Genomic DNA, 16,804 nt, shown 5'->3' on the forward strand with positions numbered 1-16,804 from the left:
TTAAGGAAATACAATGAAAATTAATTTATTAAAAACGGCATTAATCGGCGCATTGAGCTTATCTGCTTTAGTGTCAACTTCAGCAAGTGCACACGGACGTTGGTTACTACCTTCGCATACATCTTTATCAGGCGATAAAGCGCATTACGTAATGATTGACGCTAGTATCTCTAACGAAATGTTTGCACCAGACAAAGCCTTTAAGCCTAAAGAAAAAGGCGCCGAGTACGACGACACATTATTAATGGCACTTGCGCCTAATGGTGAGCCAGTAAGCGACACCATTCGTGCTTATTACTTAAAGCGTAAAAGCTCAGCTGCGGTAAGCTTAACAGAGCAAGGCACTTACCACATTGCAATGACCCAAAAGCCAATGTACATGACCTTCTATAAAAACGAAGAAGGTAAGCGCAAGCGTGTATTTGGTAAAAAAACAGAAGCCGAGTTACCTAGCAATGCAAAAGATGTAACCACAACGAAGGTTGTTTCAACAGTAGATACATTTGTAAGCCGAAATGGCACCTCAAAACCTGCACAGCTAGGTTTAGGCTTAGAGCTTAGCGGTCCAACGCATCCAAACGATTTATTTGTAGGTGAACAAGCACGTTTTCAGTTACTACAAGATGGTAAATCTGCTGGTGAAGGCGTTGAAGTAAGTATTTTAAAAGGCGACACACGCTACCGTAACGAGCGTGGCGAAGTAAAAGTAACGACCGATAAAGACGGTATGTTTACAATTACGTGGAAAGAGCCAGGCCTATACCTAATCGAAACCTCTAACAAGGTTACCGTAAATGAAGAAGGCGTAGATGCAGGACGTTATGCATTATTTACAACGCTTGAAGTTGCCCCTGAGTAATTTAAATTACTAAATTTAAAAAATTGAAAGGCCAAGCATTTGCTTGGCCTTTTTACGTCTTACTAACTTTTATCTAAAATCCCCTTGAATTCGCAACCATTCGACACAAGATTGCAACTACAACGATCCAAACGCCTATATCGCGCGTAAACAGTGACCTTACTTGTTAACAACTTAGAATATCTTAGATAGTTTTCATCTTTGCACTAGGGTAGTCGCTTCTATATGATGCGCTCCTTTTTAAAATCAATAGTCAGCAGCCCTCAAGGGAATCAACATCATGTTAAAGCCATTATCAGCCAAAAAAGTAGCACTTAGCCTGGCCGTTTCTTCTGCACTTAGTGCACCCTATTCTTCTGTATTTGCTGCAGAACAAGATGTTCAAGCCGAAAAAAGCATTGAAGTGATTTCAGTAACAGGTACTCGCCGTAGCTTACGCAGTATTGCCGAAAGCTCAGTACCTGTAGATATTATTACCAGCAGTGATATGCAAAGTACGGGTCAGCTAGAAATAAGCCAAATACTAGCAAACCAAGTACCTAGCTTTAACTACCCAAGTGCCACTATGGGTGATGGTACTGACCATGCAAAACCAGCTGTTTTACGTGGATTAGCACCCGATCACACATTAGTACTTATAAACGGTAAGCGCCGCCATGCCGGTGCGCTATTAAACTTAGCAGGTGTTGTTGGTCGAGGCTCTACCGCTGTTGATTTGAACATGATCCCAACCTCTGCAATTAAACGTGTTGAAGTACTTCGTGATGGCGCAGCCGCACAGTACGGTTCTGATGCAATTGCTGGGGTAATTAACATTGTACTTAAAGATGCCTCAGAAGGCGGCAGCGTTAGCGTAACGTACGGTAAATACGATACTCAAATGGCTGGCGTACCTCAGCTAGAAAGCACCTATGCAGATGCTAACGGCGACTTAGCGTTTAATACCGGTGGCGACAGAGAAGTAAACGACGGTGCAACACGCACTGTTAGTGCAAACTCTGGTTTTGCGTTATCTGATAACGGCTTTGTAAACGTATCAATTGAATACCGCGATAACGACTCAACGCAGCGCTCAGGCTTTGACCCACGCGAACAATACAGCCGTCTTGATGATGGCAGCCTAGACCCACGCGAATTTACTATCGATCGTTACAATCACCGTTTTGGTAAAGCTGACCTTGAAGATTACGCGTTGTTTTACAACATGGGTTACGATTTAGATAACGGCTTAAACCTTTATTCATTTGGTAGCTACTCAAAGCGTCAAGGTAATTCAGGTGGTTTTTACCGCCGAGCAAAAGACAGCCGTAACGTTTTAGAAGTGTACCCAGATGGCTTTTTGCCGCAAATTGAAACAGACGTACAAGACTACTCATTTGCACTGGGCTTAAAAGGCGAAACTAACGACTGGACATGGGATGTAAGTACCAACTACGGCCGCAACGACTTTGGTTTCGGCGTTGTAAATAGTATTAACACATCACTAGGTGCCGACAGCCCAACTGAATTTGATAACGGTGCACTGGTTTACGATCAGTTTTTAGTAAACGCAACGGCCAACACCACACTCGATTTAGGCTTACCCGATGACGTATTTTTTACCATAGGTACTGAATACCGCCACGAGAGTTACAAAATAGAAGAAGGCGAAGAAGCGTCTTACATCACCGCACTTGATAGCGACGGCAACCCAATTGCAGCCGGTGGCGCGCAAGTACTTGCTGGTTTTGGACCAGAAAGTGCGACTGACGAAAGCCGTCATAACATCGCTTTATTTGTTGAGTTTGATACCTACTTAACAGAAAAATGGAACGTCGTTTTAGCGGGTCGTTATGAAGATTACAGCGACTTTGGCGACACATTTACCTCTAAACTTGCTTCGCGTTACAGCATTACAGAAAACCTATCGCTGCGCGGTGCAATTAGCACAGGTTTCCGCGCGCCATCTTTAGCGCAAAGCTCGTACCGCCAAATCTCTACTGTACTTGAAAACAACCAACCATTTGAAGTTGGTTTATTCCCAACCGATTCAGCCGCAGCGCAAGCACTCGGTGCTCAGCCGTTAGATGCAGAAGAGTCAGTAAACGTTACTGCGGGCTTTATGTACACGCAAGGCAGCTTTAGCTTAACCGTTGATGCGTACCGTATTGATATTGATGACCGTATTGTATTGTCTGAAAACTTAGAGGGCGATGCCGTAGTAGAAATACTACAAAATGCCGGTGAGCTAAACACCGAAAGCGTACGTTACTTTACCAACGCTATCGACTCACGCACGCAAGGTGTAGATATAGTTGCCACTTATAACCTAGATTTAGACAACTTAGGTGATTTACGCCTAAACGTAGCAGCTAATTTTAACGATACCGAAGTAACACACGTAAACGACAACCCAAGCGAACTAAACTCACTAGGTGACGACTACGTAGTATTTGCACGTCGTGAAGTAGGTCGCTTTGAAGAAGGCACGCCAGATAGCAAATGGAACCTATCAGCAGTGTGGAACTTTAACGAATGGCAAACAACGCTTCGTGCCACACGTTATGGTGAAGTCGCTGATATTTCAACTACAGCTGATCGCGATGAATACCTAGACCCTAAATGGATCACCGACTTAGAAGTGGCATACCGTCCAGACGAATATTGGAAATTTGCCGTTGGTGCAAACAACTTATTCGATCAATACCCACAAGCCACCGTGGATAACATTGGTTACTCTGACTTTGGCCAAATATTCCCGTACACACCGTATGCACCTTATGGATTAGACGGACGTTTCTTATACGGTAATATTACTTACAGCTTTTAATTAGTTTACTAATAAAAGCAGAGCAATTATAAAAGGATGCATCACGCATCCTTTTATATTAATAATTAGTTATTTTAACCACTTATTAGTATTTCAACTTTCATAAAAAACCACCACCCTATATAAAACAACAACTTACATTTCGGCCTCATTTTTGCTCTATATTGTTTATATAAATACAAACAAAAATACAAAGGACTAAACATGAGCTCATCAACTGTATCTAACATTACAAAACCACTTTCGCTTATTGGCGGCATTTTATTATTAAGTGGCTGTGTATTTCATATATCGCCAAGCGTTGCCTCAGTAAAGCAAACTCAACAGCTATCACTGCCAAGCAATAATCTTGAATATTTAAATGTATTAAGCGGTGCAGGTAGCCTTGAAATAAAAGGCTCAAAAACGGCCACCAGCATCAGTGTTGATGCCACTATTTACACAGCCGACATTGAAGACGAATACGAGCTAACGCTGGAGCAAGACGGTAAACAGGCAAAGCTTGTTGCCCAAAATAAAAGCCGTAATGGTATTAGCTTTTACAGTGGTCAATCTCCAAGTATTAATTTAGTGGTTACTGTGCCAAGTAATCTAACTTTAGATATTGATGATGGCTCTGGCGACATTTTTATAAGTGCTATGCAAAGCAATATTGATGTAAAAGACGGCTCAGGAAATTTAACAATAAGCGGGGCTAAAAACCTAACTGTTGACGATGGATCAGGTGAAGTAACCCTTGAAAACATCGCAGGTAATTTAGAATTAACCGATGGATCTGGCAGTATTCACATTAACAACGTAAGCGGCAATGCAACTATTGACGATGGTTCTGGCGAAATGCACGTGAGCAACATAAGCGGTTCGCTAAACGTTGAAGATGGATCGGGTGATTTAGTGATAAGCCATATTAGCGGTGCAGTTAATGTTGATGATAACTCTGGTGACCTGCTTATTGAGCATATTGGTTCAAACGTAACAATTGAAGACGGTTCGGGTGATATTCGCGTTAATCATGCAAAGGGGCTGAGCATTACTGAGTCGGGCTCAGGCGATGTAAGTATCGATAATATTAGCGGTTCAGTAAAAGTAGCTGACTAACAGTATGAGCTAAAAATAACGTATTTTCAGCCACATGAATTATTGTATTTTATAAGAACCTAAGTCATTCTATTTATGCTCAAATACCTTGAGCATAAATAGAATGACTTAGGATAAACGCGTGTTAGAAATTGCTTTAATTTACTTAGCAGCAGCCATTGTAGCTGTCCCTATTGCTAAACGAGTCGGACTTGGCTCTGTGTTAGGTTATTTAATTGCCGGCATACTCATTGGCCCTTATGCGCTGGGTGTTGTGGGCGATCAAACCGATGTAATGCACTTCGCTGAATTTGGCGTAGTAATGATGCTGTTTTTAGTGGGCCTTGAACTACAACCTTCGCGTTTATGGACATTACGCCACTCTATTTTAGGGCTTGGCGGCTTACAGGTTGTGTTATCGGCAGCGGCTATATTTGCATTTTGTTATTGGTTTTTTGCCATGCATTGGCAAACCGCACTCGCCATTGGTTTAATGCTCGCACTCTCCTCTACCGCTATTGTACTGCAAAGCCTTGAAGAAAAAGGCTGGCTAAAGCAAGAAGCCGGACAAAACGCATTTTCAGTATTGCTGTTTCAAGACATCGCAATTATTCCTATTTTAGCCCTATTGCCACTGCTTGCATTTGCCCCGCAAACTAGCACAAAAGAAATCAGCGATTCAATTATTGCAAGCTGGCCTGTATGGCAACAAGTATGTGTATCGGTTGCGGTTATTGCCGCTATTATTGCAGGCGGTAAATATGTATCGGCCCCGTTATTTAGATACATTGCCCAAACACACATGCGTGAAATATTTACTATTTTTGCACTCTTTTTAGTAGTCGCTATTGCACTGGTTATGCAAAGTATTGGTTTATCGCCTGCTTTGGGCACATTTTTAGCGGGCGTTGTACTTGCCGAGAGTGAATTTAGACACGAATTAGAAGCCGATATAGAACCCTTTAAAGGCTTACTGTTAGGATTGTTTTTTATAACTGTTGGCGCATCAATTAACTTTGAACTGCTATTTAACGAGTTTAGTACCGTTATTGGCTTAGTGGTTTTACTTATTGTAGTTAAAGCCTGCATTTTATTTGCCCTTGCAGTTACCTTTAAAATTAACAGTAAACAGCAGTTATTATTTGCCCTAGCCCTTGCCCAAGGGGGTGAGTTTGCGTTTGTACTTTTAAGCGTTACCACCACCTTAAGTATTTTAACGCCCGAGCAAACCAGCCTTGTTACCTTAGTTGTGGCGGTATCAATGCTAATAGCGCCGTTATTACTTATGGTTTATGAGCAAATACAAAAACGCAGCAGCAGTGCTTTACCTGAGTTTGATAAGCCAGAGCAAATTAGCACCGCTAAGCACGTAATTATTGCGGGCTACGGACGTTTTGGTCAAATTATGGGGCGTTTACTGCACGCGCAAGGCTACGAAATTACCGTACTTGATCACAGCCCTAGCCAAATAGAATTACTACGCCGTTTTGGCAATACTGTATTTTATGGCGATGCAGCACGCCAAGAACTCCTTGAAGCCGCAGGCGCGCACACAGCGCAAATGCTGGTAATTGCAATTGATAACCCCGATAAAACTATTGAGATAATTAAGCTCGCGCATAAAAACTACCCGCAGTTAAAAATTGTTGCTCGCGCAATCGATCGCCGCCATGCGTATCAGTTACTTAATTTAAAAGTAGATGCGTTTAACCGCGAAACAGTCGACTCAGCTATTAACCTTGCCGTAGAAGCACTCGAGTTACTAGGTAACACTAAGCAAGATGCAGAACGTGCTGGTAAGCTATTTAGAGACCACGACCGCGCTGCAGTACTGCAACTTGCTGCATTATGGGGCGACGACGCCAGCTACGGCGTAGCCGTGCGCCAACGCATGGAAGATTTAAAACAAGTGCTGCAACAAGATAAACAAGCACAAAGCGATTTAAATACCTGCGACAGCGGCGATTGCGAAAACGGCTTAACAGAAGTAACGAGTAAACCTAAAAAGCCTGATGATGCTCATTTGGAGTAGTTTAAGGCTTTTATAGTTGTGCTGTTGGCAATAGCTGGCAGCACATAAACTTGAGGTTTGATTGCTAAACACTCTATTATGCCTATAGCTGTCACTGCGACGAACATTCAATTCCTAAATAATTTTTACTAATATTTTTGTTTTTTTAAATCCTCTTTCCAACGACGATAACCTCTTAAGAAGCTTTCAACATCAGTATTTTCACCGAATGAGTTATTATCTTTTTCTGAGTATTCTAGTAAGTATCGTTCCGCAACGGCCTGCAATGATTCCTTTTTATCTACAACCCATTTTAATTCAAAATCCATATACTTAGTAATCTTAGACACGTTTATACAATGATCGAACTGCTTATCTTTTCCGAAGAAATCTTCAGATAAATTAGTTTTCCCTCCGCTAATCATATGAGCTCTAAAACAACTTGCGACAACAATTAATAACTCAGGAGGTGGATAAAGCCCAGATTCTATGAGGTATAAAAAGCTGTTTAATGGATTACTTTCTACTTGTTCACGCTCAATTATATTATGTGATGAGTTTTCCCTAAGCATATTCCAGCTATGTTCAAACTCTGAATAGTATGGAAACTCATTATGTTTGTAAGAAGCTTTTAAAATTTCTCGCACTTCCTCCACATCTTCAAATGTATTTTTATAAGCGCCTTCAAAAAGAGCTTTCCCTTTCACTAATTCAGTTAACTCATCAATATCCATTTTTCACCCTAGTTTAAACACTAATAAAACAAGACAAATACAAACAGTAACTGTTGAAACATTCTCAACTCTCACTACGCTTAATAGTTTCATAATCAACTTTTCCATAAATAATTAACCTCTTTATTGGATTAGTTTCCATTATGATGTTTGGCTAAATATAGTCACGGACACGATACTAAATGATTGTCCGTTTAAGGAAGCAAAGAGCCATTAACTCCACTTAATATCATTGATGAATAAGGCTCTAGTCTTTTTTAGTATAAAGAGACTTTAAATCTTGGTCGTGTTCCGATATTAAGTAACCTATGTTTTATCAAAAAATAACCTTCGGCGGTAGGTTAACTTTGAAAATACGAGAAAAGGTATTTGATTAGGTTATAACTGTGGTAATAATTTAGGGGAGACCTTTATGTTTTGCTTGTAGCCCAGCACGGCTGGGCTAACTATGGACTACAACATTTAAAAACTAGTGGTGATGCCCGCCTTGAATAGCCTCGCCCTGCTGGTTATAAAAGCCAGTTGCGCCGTGTTCAATAAAACCAAGGTTTATCATTTTAGCTAAAAATGGGTCGCCTTCGTTATCGCCAATGTCGGCGTAATCGGTGGTTTGAAAGCGATCCCACTGTGCAAATTGAGCACTAATTAATGGCACATCAGTGCTTACATTATTAAGGCTAAGTAAGGTAGTTGTTTGGCTTTTTTTATTACTAATACTAAATGTTTTAACTAATTTTGAATGCGTAATAAAGGCAAGGTTAAAGTCGTTGCCATTTTCGCTCAGTGTATAGTTTTTTACTTCACCGCAGCCTGTGCCTTGTGTGCTTACTAGGGTCATTTTTTCGATTAAGTGGTTATCCACCAGCTGACTTTTAGCACTCCAATTTTGTACGCCGCGTACCTCAGATGGTTGGTATTCTATACCGCGTTGCTGGGCGTTAAAGTAACGTATTGGTCGTATTTGATTATTGGCTAAGTGCTGCCAAAGCTCGGTTATTACTTCACTTTGATGCGCTACTTGCTGATTGTTTCGCCAAAGGGTAAGTGACTCGCTACTTTGCTGCGCTTTATGGCTGTTGGTAATTTTATAATCCGCTTTTAAATGCTTGGCATCAATGTCACATTGCGAGGCAAAGCTACTTGTACTTACAAGCGTGGCAATTATTAATAACGCTTTTTTCATTTAGCTATCTCTTATTTATATTTCAAGTTTATGGCAATAACATACCGATTAAAAATGTCAGTTTAATGACAAAAACCCCGCACAGTATGCGGGGTTTTTTATTTAGATATATTTAACTAAATTTATAACTAGCCGGTATTTATTGCGCTAGTTTTTCGTCTGCTGTTTTTACAAAGTCAGCGGCAAAGTCCATTACATGGAACAAAAAGCTTTGCTCGTTTGTACCTGTTACCAAGTGTGCACCTGGTCCCATTGCATAAACGCCTACGTCTTCACCGGCATGTGTTTCTGAGCCCATTGGTACCAGTGCTTCTTGATGAAAACCAGGTGTTGTTGTATCAACATCAGTTAAATCAACACGCCCTGTAACAGGTGCAAACGCGTAACCTGCATCGGCATCGGTCTCGCTGCCTAGGTTTCTAAAACCACCACCATTGGTGTAACCAACCGTTGTATAAGGCATATCGTCGGCAGCTAAGCTTGGCTCAGTAGCGCCTACTGCAACCACTTTACCTAAAATTGGGTTACCGCGTTTAGGGTAACCGGCAATGGTAAATACATGGCTGTGATCGGCAGTTACAACTATTAATGTTTCTTCTGGGTTGGTGTTTTCCATCGCCACTTTAACGGCTTTGGCAAGCTCAATAGTGTCGTTTAACGCGTTATAAGCGTTACCCGCATGATGCGCGTGGTCAATTCGACCCGACTCAACCGTTAAGAAAAAACCTTGCTCGTTGTTATCAAGTACGTTTATTGCTTTTTCGGTCATTTGTGAAAGCGAAGGCTCGCCTGCTACATCGTTTGCACGGTCAGCTTCGTACTGCATGTGGGATTCGTTAAATAAGCCAAACACTTTAGTGGCGTCGTCACTTATTGCATCAAAACCGGTTTGATCCATTACGTACGTGCCATTTGGATATTGCGTTTTCCACTCTGCGGTTAAGTCGCGGTTATCTGTACGATCCCCTTCAACAGCACTTACTGCATCGGTTGAATTAAACGCGGCATCTTTTGGTAAAAAGTGACGACGACCACCGCCCATTACTACGTCAATACCGTCTACATCAACACCACTAAAGCGTGCTTCTAGGTTGGCTTCAAAGTTAACTAGTTGCGATGCAATGTCTTCACACGTTGCGGCACTTTCTGGCATATCGGAGATATCTTCCCAATTACGCTCTGCCGATTTAGCATACGTTGCAGCTGGTGTTGCGTGAGTAATACGCGCTGTCGAAATAATCCCTGTTGCTTTGCCTGCAATTTCAGCAAGCTCTAACGAGGTAACAAGTTCGTGCCCTTTGCCTGATGCACAATTACCACGTTCAACCGCTTCATCAATACCAATAACGCCTGCGTCGGTTTTAACACCCGATGCCATTGCGGTCATAGTGCCTGCCGAATCTGGCGTTTGCGCATCTACGTTGTATGTTTTTACAAAGCCCGAAAAAGGCATAGTTTCAAAGCTTAACTGGTGATCTTCACCCATTTCGCCCTCTAACTGCCCCGCTAAAATACGTGCTGCAGTTATGGTAGAAATACCCATACCATCGCCCACAAATAAAATTACGTTTTTAGCTTTGCCTGATTCAGTAACAATGTTGCTACTGGCTGTTTGTGCTGCACCTAATTTTGTTTGTGCTTCACTAAACCACGTATTGCTAGTGAGCGAGGCTAACTGCTCGGTAGTTAACGACGTTGCAGGTGCATTACACACTAAATTAGTTGAGTTAACTTCGTCGCTATCTAGCACGTCGTTATTATTGGTATCTGCGCCTACTTGCGTCTCTACACCACCATTAATACACTGCTCAGAGCCCACTGCAATAGCGTTATCTACTGCGATAATATTATTTTCATTTTTGTTATCGTCACTCGAGCAACCTGCTAGCGCGACCATTACTGCCAAAGAAAGTACCGTTAATTTGTTCATGTTAGCCGCCATTATTGCTGAGTTAGTTCAAGAGCTTGATTAATTAAATGAAATACAACGTTTTGTTCAATTACGCCCTGTGCTAGCTGAGCACCAGGACCTTTAGCATGTAAAGATATGTCTTCACCTGCGTGTGTTTCTGAACCCATTGGTACGGTTGCTTCTTGGTGAAAACCTGGGGTTGTTGTATCAACGCCATTTAGCTCAACACGCCCTGCTACAGCAGCACTTGTGTAGCTTGCATCAGCATCGGTCTCGTCGCCTAGATTTCTAAAACCTAAGCCATTTGCGTAACCTACGGTGGTGTACGGCATATCGTCGGCGGCTAGGCTTGGTGTAGTTTCGCCTACTGCAACTACTTGACCTAAAATTGGATTACCACGCTTAGGGTAGCCAGCAATAGTAAATACATGGCTGTGATCGGCGGTTACTAAAATAAGGGTTTCTTCTGGATTAGTGTTATCTACCGCTGCTTGCACGGCTTTAGCAAACTCAATGGTGTCGTTAAGCGCGTTGTACGCATTACCCGCGTGGTGCGCGTGGTCAATTCTTCCCGACTCAACCGTTAAGAAAAATCCGTTATCGTTTTTACCAAGCACTTCAATTGCTTTAGTGGTCATATCGGTAAGTGAAGGCTCGCCCGCTACATCGTTTGCACGGTCAGCTTCGTACTGCATGTGGGATTCGTTAAATAAACCAAATACTTTAGTGGCGTCGTCTGCTATTGCATCAAAGCCTGTTTGATCCATTACGTACGTAGCGTCTGGGTATTGTGTTTGCCACTCAGTCACTAAGTTGCGCTCGTCTGTACGGTCGCCTTCTATAGCGCTTACTGCATCTGTTGAGTTAGCTGTTTCGTCTTTTGGTAAAAAGTGACGACGACCGCCACCCATTACAAAATCAAGACCGTCTACGTCGGTCCCTACAAATCGTGCTTCTAGGTTTTTTTCAAAGTTAACCAGTTGCGATGCAATGTCTTCACAGCCGCCCGTTACGGCATCTTCTGGCATATCTGATACGTCTTCCCAGTTACGGTCAGCCGATTTAGCATATGTGGCAGCAGGAGTTGCATGAGTAATACGTGCTGTAGAAATAATACCGGTAGATAGCCCTTTAATTTCAGCCAATTCGGTCGCGGTAATTAGCTCGTTACCTGCCACTGTTGAACACACGCCACGTTCAATATCTTCATCTACACCAATAACGCCCACATCGGTTTTTACACCCGAAATAATAGCCGTCATCGTGCCTGCTGAATCAGGAGTTTGTGCATCTACGTTATACGTTTTAACTTGTGCAGAGTATGGGAACTCTTCAAAACTTAAATAACCTTCTTCGCCAGATTGGTTATTACGCTGCCCTTGTAAAATGCGCGCGGCGGTAAGTGTAGAAATACCCATGCCATCGCCCACAAATAAAATGACGTTTTTAGCTTTAGTGGCTTGTGTAGCCTGCGCTTGTGCTGTTTTTGTTGTTAGTTTAGTTTGCGCAGCGCTATACCAGCTGCTGTCTTTTTGACTTTGCGGTAGTACATCAGCATGGCTAACTGCGCTAAACGCAAATGTTAGCGCGATTGCCGCAGCAACTTTTTTAATTTTCATCCGTAATTCCCATTGTTTAGTGGTTATTTTTTGAAATGTGTAAACACAAAAAAGATCAACCGCTGCACTATAGAAAACAGATGTGACTGATAAAGGTAATTTTGATGAAAGTAAGGTGACTAAACTATTACAAAAATAAGTCACAAAAAAAGCGCAACGTGTTAAACGTTGCGCTTTTAAGGGAAATTATCGAGGGAGTTATTTAAATATTAAAAACGTGCTTTAAACGATACCCCAAAGTAGCGCTCTGCATCGCGCGGTATTTGGTAACGGAAGTTATCGCCACTGTAGGTTGTTGCGTAACTTTCGTCGGTTAAGTTTTTAGCAATAAGCGAAACTCTAAATGCATCATCTTTAAACGATAAACCTACACTTGCATTTAAAATACCGTAATCAGGTAATAATGCAGCTGGGTTAAACTCGCCTACATTATTTGGTAGGTCTGAGTATTGCTCATCGGTGTAAATGTAAGAGCTGTTTATGTGTACGTTAAAACCATGGTCGGTTTCAATAAAGTAATCAGCCGTTAGTGAGTATTTAAGATCTGGTGAAAATGGTACATCTAAACCTGAGCGGTCAGTACACGAGCCAGCGGCTACCTCTGCCGGACAATTAAACTCGTCAATTTCAGCTTTAATATAAGCAACACCACCGGTAAGCGTTAGCGACTCTGTTGCAGCCCACATAAAGTCAACTTCAACACCTTGCGTACTTACGTCGCCCGCATTGGTTAAGCGCGTAATACAGGTGCCGTCTGAACAGTCAAAATTGTTAGCTTGAAAGCCTTCAATTTCGGTTCTAAAAAGAGCCATGTTAAATACAAATTCGCGGCTTGCGTATTTGTAGCCTATTTCATAAGCGTCTGACTCTTCAGGTGCTATTTCGCGGCTGTCGTTATCTGGATTAAAGTTATAATAAATATTAAACCCAGGGCCTTTGTAACCTTGCGAGTAAGTACCGTATACCATTTGGCCATCGCCTAAATCGTATTGCATACCTAAACGGCCCGATACGTTGGTTTCTTCGGCTTTGCCTTCATCATCTGTATTAAGTGTTGCTGGGCGCACGCCTACACCGGTGCGGCCATATACATCATTACTTACACGGCGATGCGTGTAAGACACTTCATCGTCGGTGTAACGAATACCAAATAAAACGCGTAAATCTTCAGATAAATCGTAGGTACCATCGGCAAAGGCTGCCCAGTTATTAAATTCTGTGCTCATAAAAGCAGTGGCCGATACAATATCGTTTGCGTTACAGCTAACGCCTAGGCCTTGTGTGTAACCTTCTAAGTCAGCAAGTGCTGTATCAAGCTCATCGCCCGATAAGTTATTTTGCGCGTAAAAAGCCATTGCGCTATCAAGCTGGCCACCATTATTTTGGCAACTTGCATCACGGGTAAAGTTACGCTGTGAATCCATGTTCCAATAAAATAAGCCGGCAACATAATTAAATGGCCCAGCTAGGTTTGATGTAACTCTAAACTCTTGTGAAAACTGATCCCATTGCTGTGCACCAATATCATGTAACTGAAACGGCGCGCCAAATACCGGCTCGCTGCTGTCGCCAGCAATAGAGGTAAAGTCGCCTTCGCGGTATTCTGTGTTATCCCATGAACGCTGTGCTGTAATTGAAGTATACGTATAGTCGCCAATTGTTTTATCAACTTGCACCGAAAATGCGCTATGTTCGTCAATTGTGCGCGACTCGTAGTCATGGTCAACTTTGCGTTGGTCTAAGTCAATATCGGCTACGCCATCCACAATGCCGTTACTGTTTGGCGCTGCTTTTGAATCAGGATTACGACCACTTGGCAGGGCTTCTAAGTCGGCACAACAGTCGTCATCTGCGTTATAAAACTCAGCTATAAACTTTACGCTTAAGTCGTCCTCTGGCTCGTATTTAAATACAGCACGTGCACCTTCGCGGTCATAACCGTTTACTTTTTCGTTGTTGTAAACGTTATCAATGTAACCGTCAAACTTGCCTTTAAATACCGTTAAGCTAGCGGCTAAATCGTCGGTTAAACCGCCGCTTATAACACCTTTAAAACGGTATTCGTTATCTTGATAAAACGAGGTTTCTACGCTGCCGGTTGTGTCGTACGACGGATCTTTAGTGGTAATATTCACCACACCTGCTGAGGCGTTTTTGCCAAATAACGTACCTTGTGGGCCGCGCAATACTTCAATGCGGTCTACGTCGTATAAATCGGCAAATGCTTGACCCGAACGCCCAAGTACCACACCATCAACAACAGTTGCCACACTTGGCTCGGCAGCAATACTAAATGAAATAGTACCAATACCGCGCACTGTTAGCGCTGAGTTGCGTGTTGTGGTGCCTTTTCTAAAGCTAACCGAAGGAACAAGTGACTGTAAGCCTTCCATGTTATTAGCAAAAGCTGAATTAATTTGATCGCTATTAAGTACCGATACCGCAACAGGTACTTCGTTTAAGCTTTGCGTTCTTTTTTGTGAAGTAACGACTATTTTTTCAAATGTATCGTTTTTAGCTGTTTCTGTTTTTTGTTGTTCTTGTTCGGTTTGCTCTTGCTGCGCATGTACCTGCGTGCTTAATGCTAAACCGGTTGTCATTGCTAACGTGACTGCCAAGCTTAAGACGGACTTTTTAGCTCTCATGTCATTCTCCATATTGTGCGTGTGTGCTGTGTGGTACCGCGCTAGCAATTGTGTGGGTTGCTAAAAAGCGGTGTCAGTGTGTGATACTTTCCTTAAAGCTCTTGTATCTTATATAAGAGCTTTAAATTTAAACAAACTATCTTACTAATGCAATCATTATGTGAATAAAATGTAATTTTAAATTAAGTAATGAGGAATCAGCCGCATGTTATACGGCCTTTGGAATCCCAATATGCGCTAAGCTATTTTCGTAACGAACCTGCCAACGACGTACACTCCACCAGCTAAGCACTAAAACAGTAGACCAAACAACAACTAAACTTGGTACAAAGAACACACTGGTTCCACCAACCAATCCGAGCGGCGAAAACAATATATACAAGCTAACAATCAAGCCTACTAATACAATTGCGCAAGGTAATGCGTATTTCCAAGGATTAAGGTCTACCTCGGCTTTGCGTGTAAATTGCCATGGTGTTTTAAGTGGTTTGTAGTAACCAATACCCAACATTATTGCCAATTCAATTAAGAACAAAATGGCGTAAATATGAATAAAGTTAATGTCTACATCCCATACAAATTTAAGCAATGTATAGGCAATAATATGGAATATAATCGCGACTTTAGCGCCCAGTGCAGGCACTTTTCGAGTAAACAAACCAACCAATACAATTGTGATGACCGGAATGTTGTAAAAGCCTGTAAACACACGAATAATGTGCCATAAACCTTCAGGTGCAAACATCAATAATGGCGCAGTTATAAACGACAATATGGCAATAACAATACTGGTAATTTTGGCTACTTTTATAAGTTGGCTGTCTGTTACCTTATTTTTTTTCATTGGCTTATAAACATCTAAGCAAAATAAGGTAGCCGCGCTGTTGAGCAATGAATTAAATGAGCTAAATACAGCACCTAGCAATACGGCCAAAAAGAAGCCAGATAAATACTGTGGAAGCACTTCTTTTACCAAATGTGGGTAAGCTAAGTCGATAGTTGGCAGGCTTTCGTGTTTATAAAGATGGTAAGCAATAACGCCTGGGATCATCATCATAAACGGTACTAGCACTTTAAAGTACCCTGAAAACAACACCCCTTTTTGACCTTCAACTAAGTTTTTAGCGCCCAATGTGCGCTGGATCACATACTGATTAGTGCCCCAATAAAACAAATTAGCTAAGATCATCCCTGTAAAAATAGTGCCAAATGGCACGGGATCATCGCTACTACCAATAGCATTGAGCTTTTCTGTGTCGGTGTTTACTAGGGTGCTTAACCCTTCTGAAAAACTACCATCACCCAATGCAATTAAGCCCAGTGTTGGCACTAAAATACCAATGATAAGTAACCCAACACCATTAATAGTATCTGATACCGCAACCGCCTTTAAACCACCAAATACAGCATAAATAGCCCCAACTGAGCCCACTGTAACAATGGTCACAATTAGGCTTGATTGGTAGCTCATATTTAATAAGGTGGGTACATCAAAAAGTCTAAGTACGGCTATTGATCCTGAGTACAAAACAGAAGGGATCGTTATAAAACAATACCCTACCATAAATAAGATCACCGTCATGCGTCGTACGGTATCGTCAAAACGATCCCGTAAAAATTCAGGTAAGGTAGAAAACGCGCCCGCTAGATAACGAGGCAAAAAGATCAACGCCATAATAATGGTTGAGATCCCTGCGGTTACTTCCCACGCCATTGAGCTTAGGTTGTAACCATAGGCTGAGCCATTAAGGCCAATTAGTTGCTCGGCCGATAAATTAGTGAGGATCATTGACCCTGCTATAAATGTACCTGTTAACCCACGACCCGCTAAAAAGTAGCCATCTTGGGTGTTAACTTCCCCTTTGGTTTTTTGGTACGAGATATATCCTACTAACGCCATAAACGCCAAGCACGATAGCAGTGTCATGGTAATGTTCATACCTTCCATCTTGCGC

At 42.0% G+C, this 16,804-nt stretch carries 10 protein-coding genes; 4 read left to right on the forward strand and 6 right to left on the reverse strand.

What is annotated here, in order from left to right; translation table 11 throughout:
- The first annotated feature begins 13 nt into the window (after positions 1–13).
- The 4 genes from FFU37_RS15155 (at position 14) to FFU37_RS15170 (ending at position 6,777) form a co-directional block, all read left to right on the forward strand.
- A complete protein-coding gene (locus FFU37_RS15155) occupies positions 14–859 on the forward strand; it encodes a DUF4198 domain-containing protein (RefSeq protein ID WP_002960196.1) in 846 nt (281 codons plus the stop codon).
- 280 nt (positions 860–1,139) lie between these two features.
- Entirely contained in the window at positions 1,140–3,668 is a 2,529-nt protein-coding gene (locus FFU37_RS15160; RefSeq protein ID WP_370659856.1) for a TonB-dependent receptor plug domain-containing protein, read from the forward strand.
- A 204-nt stretch (positions 3,669–3,872) separates the two neighbouring features.
- Positions 3,873–4,766, forward strand: coding sequence for a DUF4097 family beta strand repeat-containing protein (locus FFU37_RS15165; RefSeq protein ID WP_138489834.1), 894 nt, complete (start codon positions 3,873–3,875; stop codon positions 4,764–4,766).
- A 121-nt stretch (positions 4,767–4,887) separates the two neighbouring features.
- Positions 4,888–6,777, forward strand: coding sequence for a monovalent cation:proton antiporter-2 (CPA2) family protein (locus FFU37_RS15170; protein ID WP_138489835.1), 1,890 nt, complete (start codon positions 4,888–4,890; stop codon positions 6,775–6,777).
- Between the two features lie 128 nt (positions 6,778–6,905).
- On the opposite strand, the gene FFU37_RS15175 is transcribed toward FFU37_RS15170, so the two are convergent.
- The 6 genes from FFU37_RS15175 to FFU37_RS15200 all read right to left on the reverse strand — a co-directional run bounded on the left by FFU37_RS15175 (position 6,906) and on the right by FFU37_RS15200 (position 16,797).
- On the reverse strand, positions 6,906–7,490 hold the full coding sequence (locus FFU37_RS15175) for a hypothetical protein (protein WP_138489836.1): 585 nt from the start codon (positions 7,488–7,490) through the stop codon (positions 6,906–6,908).
- Between the two features lie 469 nt (positions 7,491–7,959).
- Positions 7,960–8,673 (reverse strand): hypothetical protein, encoded by a 714-nt coding sequence (locus FFU37_RS15180; protein ID WP_138489837.1) that lies wholly within the window; start codon positions 8,671–8,673, stop codon positions 7,960–7,962.
- 139 nt (positions 8,674–8,812) lie between these two features.
- Positions 8,813–10,603, reverse strand: coding sequence for an alkaline phosphatase (locus FFU37_RS15185; protein ID WP_138489838.1), 1,791 nt, complete (start codon positions 10,601–10,603; stop codon positions 8,813–8,815).
- An 11-nt stretch (positions 10,604–10,614) separates the two neighbouring features.
- Positions 10,615–12,204: an alkaline phosphatase gene (locus FFU37_RS15190; RefSeq protein ID WP_039486975.1), complete on the reverse strand. Its 1,590-nt coding sequence runs from the start codon at positions 12,202–12,204 to the stop codon at positions 10,615–10,617.
- Positions 12,205–12,413: 209 nt separating this feature from the next.
- Positions 12,414–14,849: a TonB-dependent receptor gene (locus FFU37_RS15195; protein WP_033021164.1), complete on the reverse strand. Its 2,436-nt coding sequence runs from the start codon at positions 14,847–14,849 to the stop codon at positions 12,414–12,416.
- A gap of 208 nt (positions 14,850–15,057) precedes the next feature.
- The gene (locus tag FFU37_RS15200) at positions 15,058–16,797 is read right to left on the reverse strand and encodes a solute:sodium symporter family transporter (RefSeq protein ID WP_175413911.1); all 1,740 of its coding nucleotides are present in this window, start codon (positions 16,795–16,797) and stop codon (positions 15,058–15,060) included.
- Between the last annotated feature and the right edge of the window lie 7 nt (positions 16,798–16,804).

It is taken from the genome of Pseudoalteromonas distincta (assembly GCF_005877035.1).
Classification (GTDB): Bacteria; Pseudomonadota; Gammaproteobacteria; order Enterobacterales; family Alteromonadaceae; genus Pseudoalteromonas; species Pseudoalteromonas distincta.

What these genes read in the sequence shown, in the direction of transcription:
- FFU37_RS15155 (WP_002960196.1), top strand. Translation starts at nt 14, where the DNA reads ATGAAAATTAATTTATTAAAAACGGCATTAATCGGCGCATTGAGCTTA.
- FFU37_RS15160 (WP_370659856.1), top strand. Translation starts at nt 1,140, where the DNA reads ATGTTAAAGCCATTATCAGCCAAAAAAGTAGCACTTAGCCTGGCCGTT.
- FFU37_RS15165 (WP_138489834.1), top strand. Translation starts at nt 3,873, where the DNA reads ATGAGCTCATCAACTGTATCTAACATTACAAAACCACTTTCGCTTATT.
- FFU37_RS15175 (WP_138489836.1), bottom strand. Translation starts at nt 7,490, where the DNA reads ATGGATATTGATGAGTTAACTGAATTAGTGAAAGGGAAAGCTCTTTTT.
- FFU37_RS15180 (WP_138489837.1), bottom strand. Translation starts at nt 8,673, where the DNA reads ATGAAAAAAGCGTTATTAATAATTGCCACGCTTGTAAGTACAAGTAGC.
- FFU37_RS15185 (WP_138489838.1), bottom strand. Translation starts at nt 10,603, where the DNA reads ATGAACAAATTAACGGTACTTTCTTTGGCAGTAATGGTCGCGCTAGCA.
- FFU37_RS15190 (WP_039486975.1), bottom strand. Translation starts at nt 12,204, where the DNA reads ATGAAAATTAAAAAAGTTGCTGCGGCAATCGCGCTAACATTTGCGTTT.
- FFU37_RS15195 (WP_033021164.1), bottom strand. Translation starts at nt 14,849, where the DNA reads ATGAGAGCTAAAAAGTCCGTCTTAAGCTTGGCAGTCACGTTAGCAATG.
- FFU37_RS15200 (WP_175413911.1), bottom strand. Translation starts at nt 16,797, where the DNA reads ATGGAAGGTATGAACATTACCATGACACTGCTATCGTGCTTGGCGTTT.